11 protein-coding genes, 4 pseudogenes and 1 other annotated feature are annotated in these 11,012 nt (G+C 51.7%); of the genes and pseudogenes, 14 read left to right on the plus strand and 1 reads right to left on the minus strand.

Going from position 1 to position 11,012, the window contains the following annotated elements:
- The first annotated feature begins 106 nt into the window (after nt 1-106).
- From DZ54_RS25190 to DZ54_RS0106030, 14 genes and pseudogenes are all read left to right on the plus strand, one after another.
- Nucleotides 107-244, plus strand: a complete 138-nt coding sequence (locus DZ54_RS25190) for a hypothetical protein (RefSeq protein ID WP_164831558.1) — start codon at nt 107-109, stop codon at nt 242-244.
- Nucleotides 245-392: 148 nt separating this feature from the next.
- Complete coding sequence (locus DZ54_RS0105965; protein ID WP_025673424.1) at nt 393-890, plus strand: peptidylprolyl isomerase; 498 nt, start codon at nt 393-395, stop codon at nt 888-890.
- A gap of 102 nt (nt 891-992) precedes the next feature.
- The gene (gene lpxH / locus DZ54_RS0105970; protein ID WP_025673425.1) at nt 993-1,727 is read left to right on the plus strand and encodes a UDP-2,3-diacylglucosamine diphosphatase; all 735 of its coding nucleotides are present in this window, start codon (nt 993-995) and stop codon (nt 1,725-1,727) included.
- Nucleotides 1,728-1,803: 76 nt separating this feature from the next.
- The gene (locus tag DZ54_RS19510) at nt 1,804-2,280 is read left to right on the plus strand and encodes a YchJ family metal-binding protein (protein ID WP_025673426.1); all 477 of its coding nucleotides are present in this window, start codon (nt 1,804-1,806) and stop codon (nt 2,278-2,280) included.
- Between the two features lie 101 nt (nt 2,281-2,381).
- Nucleotides 2,382-2,585 (plus strand): hypothetical protein, encoded by a 204-nt coding sequence (locus DZ54_RS0105980; RefSeq protein ID WP_025673427.1) that lies wholly within the window; start codon nt 2,382-2,384, stop codon nt 2,583-2,585.
- 228 nt (nt 2,586-2,813) lie between these two features.
- Nucleotides 2,814-2,952 (plus strand) — a sequence feature (His leader region).
- Nucleotides 2,953-2,985: 33 nt separating this feature from the next.
- Entirely contained in the window at nt 2,986-3,882 is an 897-nt protein-coding gene (gene hisG, locus DZ54_RS0105990) for an ATP phosphoribosyltransferase (RefSeq protein ID WP_025673428.1), read from the plus strand.
- 6 nt (nt 3,883-3,888) lie between these two features.
- The gene (gene hisD / locus DZ54_RS0105995; RefSeq protein WP_025673429.1) at nt 3,889-5,220 is read left to right on the plus strand and encodes a histidinol dehydrogenase; all 1,332 of its coding nucleotides are present in this window, start codon (nt 3,889-3,891) and stop codon (nt 5,218-5,220) included.
- Nucleotides 5,221-5,222: 2 nt separating this feature from the next.
- Nucleotides 5,223-6,275, plus strand: coding sequence for a histidinol-phosphate transaminase (gene hisC, locus DZ54_RS0106000; RefSeq protein WP_025673430.1), 1,053 nt, complete (start codon nt 5,223-5,225; stop codon nt 6,273-6,275).
- 11 nt (nt 6,276-6,286) lie between these two features.
- Nucleotides 6,287-7,353: pseudogene (gene hisB / locus DZ54_RS19515) on the plus strand (bifunctional histidinol-phosphatase/imidazoleglycerol-phosphate dehydratase HisB).
- A pseudogene (gene hisH / locus DZ54_RS19520) lies at nt 7,350-7,951 on the plus strand (imidazole glycerol phosphate synthase subunit HisH). Before hisB ends, hisH begins: the two co-directional pseudogenes overlap by 4 nt.
- 6 nt (nt 7,952-7,957) lie before the next feature.
- The gene (hisA, locus tag DZ54_RS0106015) at nt 7,958-8,695 is read left to right on the plus strand and encodes a 1-(5-phosphoribosyl)-5-[(5-phosphoribosylamino)methylideneamino]imidazole-4-carboxamide isomerase (protein ID WP_025673431.1); all 738 of its coding nucleotides are present in this window, start codon (nt 7,958-7,960) and stop codon (nt 8,693-8,695) included.
- Nucleotides 8,677-9,450 (plus strand): imidazole glycerol phosphate synthase subunit HisF, encoded by a 774-nt coding sequence (gene hisF, locus DZ54_RS0106020; protein ID WP_025673432.1) that lies wholly within the window; start codon nt 8,677-8,679, stop codon nt 9,448-9,450. Before hisA ends, hisF begins: the two co-directional genes overlap by 19 nt.
- Complete coding sequence (gene hisIE, locus DZ54_RS0106025; protein ID WP_025673433.1) at nt 9,447-10,070, plus strand: bifunctional phosphoribosyl-AMP cyclohydrolase/phosphoribosyl-ATP diphosphatase HisIE; 624 nt, start codon at nt 9,447-9,449, stop codon at nt 10,068-10,070. The genes hisF and hisIE overlap by 4 nt, the downstream gene beginning before the upstream one ends.
- 72 nt (nt 10,071-10,142) lie before the next feature.
- Nucleotides 10,143-10,439: pseudogene (locus tag DZ54_RS0106030) on the plus strand (IS5/IS1182 family transposase); the annotation flags it as partial.
- A 417-nt stretch (nt 10,440-10,856) separates the two neighbouring features.
- Here the strand turns inward: DZ54_RS0106030 and DZ54_RS24715 are convergent.
- Nucleotides 10,857-11,012: pseudogene (locus tag DZ54_RS24715) on the minus strand (IS256 family transposase); the annotation flags it as partial.

Raw genomic sequence — 11,012 nt, forward strand, 5'->3', positions numbered from 1 at the left:
CATTTGATTGCGTCTAAGACAACATCGAAGGTTTGGTGGTTCGCACGACCCCGATCCCAACGATCGCCGCGGGGTCTATGTCTCACTCACTGAGACTGGACTTGATTTGATTGATAAGGCGGTCACCGATCACACCGACAACTTGCATCAACTCCTGTCGGGACTCACTGCCAGTGAGCAAGCTGACTTGGCAGGTCTCCTTAAAAAGCTGCTCGGTCATGTTGAACCTTCGTCGTCAGAATGATTCTGGGGGATTCAAGGGCTTTCAACTAGCCCAGCCCAGTCATCCAACGATGATTAATTCCACATCTAGGGCAATCATGCTTGATCACCCGGCTCGTTAGGCTAGAATCTGTGATCCTTTTTAGCCAAGCCAATGACAGGATTACATCATGGTCACTCTTCATACCACGTTCGGTGATATCAAGCTCCGTATGTTTGCAGACGAAGCACCGGCCACGGTCGAGAACTTTTTACAGTATTGCCGTGACGGCTTTTATAACGGAACTCTGTTCCACCGTGTTATCGACGGCTTTATGGTCCAAGGCGGTGGCATGGCCTCTGGCATGGAAGAAAAGCCAACCCGCGCACCGATCAAAAACGAAGCGGACAACGGTTTAAGCAACCTGACTGGCCGCTTAGCCATGGCGCGTACCATGGAACCGCATTCAGCCAGTTCACAATTTTTTATCAGCGTGAACGACAACTTGTTCCTGGATCACAAAGCCAAAACGCCAGACGGCTGGGGTTACTGTGTGTTTGCCGAAGTGGCGGAAGGCATGGACGTGGTCAACAAAATTAAAGGCGTTGCCACCGGTAACTGGGGCTATGTTCATCAAGACGTGCCCGTTGAAGAAGTCTTAATCAACAGTGTGACGATCGAAGACTAACAGTGGACGGTTGTTTAAGGGTCAGCCAAGGCTTACCCTTTCTTTTTTATCGCGATCCGTTTTTATTGATGATTCCGTTCTTATTGATGATAAAGTCCACGCATGCCACATACTCTCTTTATTGCTGATTTACATCTCAGCCCTTCTCGGCTCGATATCACTGATTGCTTTTTACGGTTTATGGCCCGGGAAGCGATCCACGCCGATGCGCTCTATGTGCTGGGAGATTTGTTTGAGGCTTGGGTAGGCGATGATGATCACAGCCCTTTTCATCAGCAAATCAAAACCGCCTTTGCGACCCTCACACAGCAAGGCGTCCCCGTGTACTTTATTCATGGCAATCGTGATTTTTTAATCGGAAAGCGTTTCGCCCGTCAAACTGGCATTACCTTGCTGGATGAGCACACCTGCATTGATTTATATGGTACCCCGACGTTCATTCTCCATGGCGACACCCTATGTTTGGCGGATGCTGACTATCAAGCATTTCGTCGCAAGGTCCACCAGCGCTGGCTACAACAAGTATTTTTGTGCTTACCCTTAGTGTTGCGGCGTCGTATTGCAGCCAAAATGCGCGCCGGCAGTGCGAATGCCAATCAGCAAAAGTCATCAACGATTATGGATGTCACCCCGCAAGAGGTACAGCGGCAGTTAGATAAGGCTGATGTGCGCCATATGATTCACGGCCATACCCATCGCCCTCATGTGCACCAATGGCGTGATCAAGGCCACGATTACCAGCGCATCGTGTTAGGCGATTGGTATCAACACGGTTCGGTATTAGTGTGTGGCCCGCAAGGCTGTGACTTACAAACCCGCGACTTTTCGAATAGCTAATTTGTAAACCGCTAATCTGTAAACCGCGAATACATAAACCGCGAAACCACCCTTTTTTTTTACCAAAGAGACGTTTATGCAGACTGATTTATGCCCCTGTTGCAGCGAAAAACCCTACGCCAAATGCTGCGCGTCCGTTCATCAAAACCCCGCCAACGCTTCCCATCCAGAACAATTGATGCGAGCACGTTATAGCGCGCACCCGAAAGGCTTGGTGGATTTTATCGTTGCGACGTATCACCGCGAATGCGGCGCTGAGGCATTTCGTGATGATATTGCCATGATGACCAACCATCAGTGGCAATCACTTGAGGTGCTGGATAGCGAGGTATTAAATCACGATGAGCTTGGGTTTGTGACCTTCAAAGCTCACTTTATCGCGGACGGACAACCTCAATGCTTACATGAGCGCTCTCGGTTTGTTAAAGAAATGATTGGCGGAGAGCAACAATGGCGATATATCGATGGCGTTTTTCCCGGCCATGTTAAAGCCGGCCGTAATGATCCTTGCCCGTGTGGCAGTGGGCGTAAGTTTAAAAAGTGTTGCAGCTAACCTGCCATTTTAACCGTATCCTAACCTCTTTTTGATTAAAAAACCATCAAGTTTGGTTCTCCTTAGTCGATACTGATAGTAAGACCAAAGGAGCACCTATTATGAATTGGCTTGGTAATCTGAGTCCTGTGTATCGCACGCCGCATGCGCCGCCCACCAAAGTATGGGCCATCCGTAAATCAGAACACATTGATGCGCGTAAGGAGCGGCGGCTGGATGATCTCAATGATCATACTCAGCAACCGCAACCAGAGCACAAAGACAAAACGCCCAAAAAAGACGGTGAGCTCGATATTTATGTCTAGCCCCGGTGTCGACTTTTTTGCGGTTCATGGCGATGGCGACACCTATCATGAAAAAACGCGTAAAAAAAACGCGCTTTGACTGGTTGCAATCCAAACGGATTTTGATATGGTCATAAACAGTTAAGTTTTTTGTTATAGAGCTTATTTTTCTAAAGAGCTCTTTTTCGCCAGACACTTTTTTTCGCCAGACAACGGAAGACCAACAATGATTTCAACGCTAATGACCATGCATCACCACCATCATCCTGACTAGTCTTTCGGGAGGAATGGTTTCGACTGGAAGACGACTAAAAAGCGCTTCCGTCGGTCATTAGCCAGCTAACAGATTCAGACCCTCGGGAGCACCGTCTTCCGAGGGTTTTTCTTTTTTAGCTTTTCATTTTTAGACAAGGAAGCACACATGCAAACACAACGCTTACGTATCGCCATCCAGAAAAAGGGCCGTCTCGCCAAAGAGTGCCAAGAGCTGCTTAAACGCTGTGGGGTAAAAATCAATTACACCGGCGAGCGTTTGGTGGTCCACGCCGAAAATATGCCCATCGATCTGCTGCTCGTGCGCGATGATGATATCCCTGGCCTGATTATGGACGGCGTGGTTGATTTGGGCGTAATTGGCGAGAACGAGTTGGAAGAAGTTCGCCTTGAGCGCATTAAGCTGGGCGAGCCGAGCCAGTATCAGCTGCTGCGTCGCCTCGACTTTGGTGGCTGTCGTCTCTCCATCGCCTTGGATAAAGACCAAAACTATAACGGCCCGCAAGATCTGGCGGAGCAACGGATTGCGACCACCTACCCCAATATTCTTAAAGCCTATATGGACAAGCAGGGTGTGAATTTCAGCACCTGTATGCTCAATGGTTCAGTGGAAGTGGCACCACGTGCCGGGCTCGCCGATGCAATTTGTGACTTGGTCTCAACCGGCGCCACTTTAGAGGCCAACGGCTTGAAAGAAACCGAAGTCATTTTCCGCTCAAAAGCGGTTTTAATTCAGCGTGAAGGCAGCTTCAGTGAAGAGAAAACCGCCTTGATTGAGCGCTTGCTCACCCGCATGCAAGGCGTGATCCAAGCGAAAGAATCGAAATACATCATGCTTCACGCGCCGAGCGAGACGCTGGAAAAAATCGTGGAGCTACTCCCGGGCGCTGAAGATCCGACTATCTTGCCATTAGCCCACGAGAAAAGCCGTGTGGCGGTGCACTTGGTCAGTACCGAAAATCTGTTTTGGGAAACCATGGAAAAGCTCAAACAATTGGGTGCGAGCTCAATCTTGGTACTGCCGATTGAAAAGATGATGGAGTAAGTGACAATGCGTACAGTAGTCTGGAAATCACTCGGAGAATCGCAAAAAGAAGGCTTGATGCGCCGCCCGGCCATTGCCACCGGCGCACAAACTCAAGCCAGTGTCAGCGAGATCATCGCCGATGTGCGTGAGCGCGGTGATGAGAGTTTAAAAGCACTGACCAAAAAGTTTGATGGCATCGATCTCGATAGCATCAAGTTAGATAAAACGACCTTGGCCGATGCCGAAGCGCGACTGGGGGAAGATATCAAGCTCGCGCTGCGCCAAGCTTACGATAACATCAGCACCTTTCACCGCGCGCAGAAAGCGCAGCCGTTGAAAGTTGAAACCATGCCAGGTGTGGTGTGTGAATCTATCACTCGCCCGATTAACCGCGTCGGGCTGTATATTCCTGGCGGCAGCGCGCCCTTGCCGTCTACTGTATTGATGCTAGGTGTGCCGGCGCAAATTGCTGGCTGCCGTAAAGTGGTGCTGTGTACCCCGCCGCCGGTGGCCGATGAAATTTTATACTGTGCCAAGCTGTGTGAGATTGATGAAATTTATACTCTGGGTGGCGCACAGGCCGTGGCAGCCATGGCCTTTGGCACCCAAAGTGTGACCAAGGTGGATAAAATTTTTGGCCCGGGTAATGCCTATGTTACCGAAGCCAAACGTCAGGTGAGCCTTGCCGCCAATGGCGCGGCCATGGACATGCCAGCGGGCCCCTCTGAAGTGTTGGTGATTGCCGATGCGGGTGCGGATCCGGATTTTGTTGCCGCTGATTTACTTAGCCAAGCGGAGCACGGCCCCGACTCGCAAGTGGTGCTGGTGACGCCTGCTCCGGAGATGGCAGAAAAAGTCGCGGATGCGGTGCAGCAGCAATTAACCACGCTCAGTCGTGCAGAGATTGCCAAACAAGCCCTCGGCAGTAGTGTAATTATTATTGCCGATACCCTCACCCAATGCGTGTCGATTTCAAATCGCTACGGGCCGGAACACTTAATTGTACAAACTCAACAGCCAAGGGATTTATTGCCACTGTTAGATAACGCAGGCTCGATTTTCTTAGGCGCCTACTCGCCCGAATCCGTGGGCGATTACGCCTCAGGCACTAACCATGTGTTGCCCACTTATGGCTATACCCGCACCTACAGCAGCTTAGGGCTGGCCGACTTTAATAAGCGGATGACAGTGCAACAGGTCAGCGAAAGTGGCTTGCAAGCGCTAGGTCCAACGGTGATGCGAATCGCAGAAGCCGAGGGCTTGGATGCACACCGCCAAGCGGTCGATATTCGCCTGACTAAGCTACAACAAACGCAGCTGCAACAAGCGCAAGCCTCGGAGGATCCGTTAGGATGAGCATCGATAAACTCGCCCGTGAGCAAGTACAAGCGCTCACGCCCTATCAGTCTGCGCGCCGCATCGGTGGCAGCGGGGATGTCTGGCTCAATGCCAATGAGTCGCCCTTTGACAATACGTATACCCTGAGCGGCCAAGGCCTCAATCGCTACTCCAGCTGTCAGCCCGCAGCATTGATCAATGCCTATGCCGATTATGCAGGCGTAGAAACGGGCCAAGTCATCACCACCCGCGGCGCCGATGAAGGGATTGATTTATTGCTGCGTGCCTTTTGCGAGCCGAATCAAGATAGCGTGCTGATTTGCCCACCTACCTACGGCATGTATGCGGTCAGCGCGGAAAATCAAGGGATCGCCGCCACCCAAGTGCCGCTCACCGCCGACTGGCAGCTGGATATGGCGGGGATTGATTCCGCATTAGAGGCAGATGCCAGCATCAAGCTTATTTTCGTGTGTAGTCCCAATAATCCAACCGGCAATCTGATTAACCGCGACGACATAGAAGCGCTACTTACCCGAACACAAGATCGCGCGATGGTGGTGTTGGATGAGGCCTATATCGAATTTAGTCCGGAAGCGACCTGCACGGATTTGCTCGCGCGCTTTGAGAATCTGGCTATTTTGCGCACCCTATCAAAAGCGTTCGCTCTGGCGGGACTGCGTTGCGGCTTTACCCTCGCCAGCCCCGCTATCATTAACTTGATGCTCAAAGTGATCCCGCCTTACCCCGTGCCGGTGCCGGTGGCAGACATTGCCCAGCAAGCGCTCTCAGAAGCTGGCTTGGCGCGGATGAAATATCAGGTTTTGGACTTGACCGCCAACCGTGCCTACCTGCAAGCCGGCCTCAGTATGCTGCCGGGCGTTGAGGTACATCCGGGCTTTGGGAATTATCTACTCATCACGCTAGATGACGCCGATGCGGTGTTCGAACGCTTAGGCAACGCTGGGATTATTGTACGCCGTACCGCGGTTGCCAACAGCTTGCGCATCAGTATTGGTAACCGTGACGAATGTGAAAAAGTGTTGGCCTTTATCCGCCAGCAACTCAGTGAATAAGGATAGCCACTGTGAAAGACAAGATTTTATTTATTGACCGTGATGGCACCTTAATTGTGGAGCCACCCGAAGACTATCAAGTGGATCGTCTGGATAAATTGGCGCTCGAGCCAGGGGTGATCCCCGCGTTGCTTAGCCTGCAAGCGGCGGGCTATACCTTGGTGATGGTCAGCAACCAAGATGGTCTAGGGACCGACAGTTACCCGCAAGCCGACTTTGATGCGCCGCACAACATGATGATGGCGCTGTTTCGCTCACAAGGGATTTATTTTGAAGACGTGCTGATTTGCCCGCACTTTGATAGCGACGATTGTAGCTGTCGCAAACCCAAATTAGGCTTGGTGAAAGAGTATCTGCAGCAAGGCCGGATTGATTTCGCCCAATCGGCAGTGATTGGCGACCGCGACACCGATATCACCTTAGCCAACAATATGGCGCTACAAGGGATCAAATATCAACGCGATGTGATGGGCTGGCCACAGATTGTCGAGCGTCTCACCCAGCAGCCGCGACTGGCCAGCGTCACCCGCACCACCAAAGAAACCGATATTCAGGTGGATGTTAACCTGGATAAAAGTGGCGGCAGTCGCATTGAAACGGGACTGGCTTTTTTGACCACATGTTGGATCAAATCGCCACCCACGGAGGCTTTCAGCTCAACGTTGGCGTCAAAGGTGATTTGCACATCGACGACCACCACACCATTGAAGATACTGCCCTCGCATTGGGCGATGCACTCAAACGGGCGCTGGGTGATAAGCGCGGCATTGGCCGCTTTGGCTTTAGCCTGCCGATGGATGAGTGTTTGGCGCAGTGTGCGTTGGATTTATCCGGACGCCCGTACCTTAAATTTGAGGCCAGCTTCCCGCAGCCACAAGTAGGCGATATGTCGACCGAAATGGTGGGGCACTTCTTCCGCTCACTCACCGATACCTTGGCCTGCACCCTGCACTTGACAGTGTCGGGTGAAAATACCCACCACTTGGTAGAAAGCTTGTTCAAAGCCTTTGGCCGCACCTTGCGTCAAGCCATCAAGGTAGAGGGCGATGCACTGCCAAGCAGTAAAGGAGTTTTATAGTGAGCAAACACACCGTCATTATCGATACCGGCTGCGCCAATGTGTCCTCGGTGCGCTTTGCCGTCGAACGCCTGGGGTATCAAGCGACATTGAGCCGCGACCCCGCCGTGGTGCTGGGGGCGGATAAGCTCTTTTTGCCCGGCGTCGGCACGGCCAGTGAAGCGATGAAAAACTTGACCGAGCGTGGCTTGGTGGATTTAGTGAAACAGGTTGAGCAACCGCTGCTGGGAATCTGTCTTGGCATGCAAATGTTGGGGACTCACTCGGAGGAAGGCGATAGCCAGTCGAATGCCTCGGCCACATTCCCGCCCCGACCAAACTGATGGATACCGATGGCCAACCCCTACCCCATATGGGCTGGAACCAAGTCGCTACCGTCAATGACCATCCCTTATTCGACGGCATTGTCGCGGGTAGCCACTTTTACTTTGTCCACAGTTACGCGATGCCCGTCGGCGATTACACCCTGGCACAATGTCATTATGGCCATGCGTTCAGTGCGGCAATCAATCAAGGCAACTACTACGGGGTTCAGTTTCACCCCGAGCGCTCGGGCAAAGTGGGCGCACGTTTGATTCAGAATTTTTTGGAGATGTAAGCAAGGATGATTATACCAGCACTCGATTTGATAGATGGCCAAGTGGTGCGCCTTTATCAAGGGGATTATCAGCAAAAAACCGACTACGGTTTTGACCCGCGTGAGCAATTTGCGCGTTACCATCAAGCGGGAGCGGACTGGTTGCACCTCGTGGATTTAACCGGCGCCAAAGATCCGACCGCGCGTCAGGTCGACTTAATCACCGAGATTTTGCAATCAACGCCCGCCAATATCCAAATCGGCGGCGGCGTGCGCACCGAGATGGACGTGATTGAGCTGCTGAACACCGGCGCGCAGCGCGTAGTGATCGGATCCACCGCGGTTAAATCGCCCGATTTGGTCAAAGGCTGGATGCAAACCTACGGCCCTGACCGCATTGTATTGGCACTCGACATTCACATCGACAGCGACGGGACGCGACGCGTGGCGGTGTCCGGCTGGCAACAAGACTCCGGCGTTACCATTGAAGCGTTACTCGACGATTATTTGTCCGTCGGGCTCAAGCATGTGCTGTGCACCGATATCTCCCGCGATGGCACCTTACAAGGCAGCAATGTGGCGCTTTACCGCGACTTGTGTCAGCGCTATCCGAGCATTGCATTTCAATCATCAGGCGGCATTGGCCGTCTCGAGGATATTCGCGCCTTACGTAACACCGGCGTCGCAGGCGTGATCGTCGGCCGCGCCCTACTGGAAGGCAACTTTAGCGCAGAGGAGGCAATCGCATGCTGGCAAAACGGATAATTCCTTGTTTGGATGTGCGCGACGGACAAGTGGTTAAAGGCGTGCAGTTTCGCAATCACGAAATCATCGGCGATATCGTCCCGCTCGCCAAACGTTACGCCGAAGAAGGCGCTGACGAACTGGTGTTTTATGATATCACCGCTTCCAGTGACAGCCGCGTGGTCGATAAAAGCTGGGTCAGCCGCGTCGCAGAAGTGATTGATATCCCCTTTTGCGTCGCCGGTGGGATTAAATCCGAAGCCGATGCCCAGCAAATCTTGGAGTTCGGCGCGGATAAAATATCGATTAATTCACCGGCCTTGGCCGACCCAAGTTTGATCACGCGGCTGGCCAAGAAGTTTGGCGTACAGTGCGTGGTGGTTGGGATTGATTCCTTCTTCGATGAAGCCACCGGATACTATCAGGTCTATCAATTTACCGGTGATGAAAGCCGCACTCAGGCCACGCCTTGGCAAACCGCTGCCTGGGTTGAGGAAGTCCAACAGCGAGGCGCAGGCGAAATCGTACTCAATATGATGAACCGCGATGGCGTGCGCCAAGGCTATGACTTAACCCAACTCAAAATGGTGAGAGAGCGCTGTCAGGTGCCTCTGATTGCCTCCGGCGGTGCCGGTAAAATTTCGCATTTCGCCGACGCCTTTTTACAAGCGAATGTCGATGGCGCGCTGGCCGCTTCGGTATTTCACAAGCAAATCATCGCGATAAGCGAATTAAAACAAACATTAAAACAACAAGGGATCGAGGTAAGAGTATGACGGCAGCGTGGGTAGAACGTATCGATTGGGAGAAAAACGCCGGCTTGGTGCCTGCGATTATCCAACACAGCGATAGCGGCCAAGTGTTGATGCTGGGCTACATGAATGCCGATGCACTGAACGCGACGCTCGACACCGGTCGCGTCACCTTTTGGTCGCGCAGCAAATCACGTCTTTGGGTGAAAGGCGAAAGCTCCGGCCATGTGTTAAGCCTTGAGCACATTGCACTCGATTGCGATCAAGACACCTTATTGGTCACCGCCACTCCACATGGGCCCACCTGTCACCTCGGCACCACCACCTGCTTTGACAGTGATAATAAACCGCCACACACCGGCCCCGGCTTTTTATCGAGCCTGGAGCAAGTGCTTGCCAGCCGCAAAGACGCCGCGCCTGATGAATCTTACACCGCGAGCTTATTTGCCAAAGGCACCAAGCGTATCGCGCAAAAGGTCGGAGAAGAAGGGGTCGAAGTCGCCCTGGCTGCCACGGCAGGCGATAAAGCCGAGTTATTAAACGAAAGCGCCGACCTGCTCTATCACCTGTTGGTATTGCTGCAAGACCAAGAGCTTAGCCTTCATCAAGTGACCGAAGTCCTCGCCTCTCGCCATCAAGGCTAACGGCCACGCGCGTTAACCTAAACATGGTCCCTCCAAAGCGCCGCCCACATGCGGCGCTTTTTAAGTTGTACCAGGTCGCTTAAAACGGCCATTCCACTGCGCAGCAATACGGGTTACTGGGAGGACGGCCGTCCTCGCAATGCAGCCGTCAGCGCCTTGAAGTCCGGTGACTTGGAAGAATGGAAACGAGAAGCGGGTTGTCACCAACGCTCTCTGTCAGAAATCGGCATGTCTCGATACAAAAAGTTACTCAGCCTTTTGCTGACACTACGTGATTACAATGCCCAAGTTGGCGAAGCATTGGCCAACATGAAAGTGATGAACAAAGTCAATCAACTCGATATGCCTGTTAGTTGCCAAGTTGATTGATGGGAGTAATTCCTGTGGGAACAGTGTGTTAGCTGAATGATTTCATCAACATCGCCTGTTGACTGTCTCATGTTATATAACATTTTTAGCTCGCAGTATTATGTAAATTACATGTTTATTTATTCAATATTCGGGTATTGTTGGTCGAAAAGTTTTGGTTTGGAAATGTTCGAGATTGTTGATTAATGTAATGTACTAAACATAGAGAAATATAACTTTACACAAAATAATCAACTTGTCATTAGGAGCTATTGACCTTTCTATCTGGCTTTTATAACACTTTGTAGGAAATTTATACAAAGACGAGATTTGACGTGTAGCTAGCCTATATGAAAATCCGATAACGCAGTAGAAATGAACCACGAAAAATCAACAGCTCCTAGGGGAGGGTGTTCAATATTCTGTGTCAGCTAAAAATCATAGCGCGATGTGATCATCCAGTCGACCCTCAAAATGGATTGCCAACTGCGACAGTGTGAGGTTCCAATTCTGCACCGGATGTGTCCATCGCTCAGACGCTTTTAGTATCCCTGCATACAATAATTTCAGCAAACTATTTTCGTTTGGAAAGCM

This window comes from Salinivibrio socompensis S35, assembly GCF_000513715.1.
Lineage (GTDB): Bacteria > Pseudomonadota > Gammaproteobacteria > Enterobacterales > Vibrionaceae > Salinivibrio > Salinivibrio socompensis.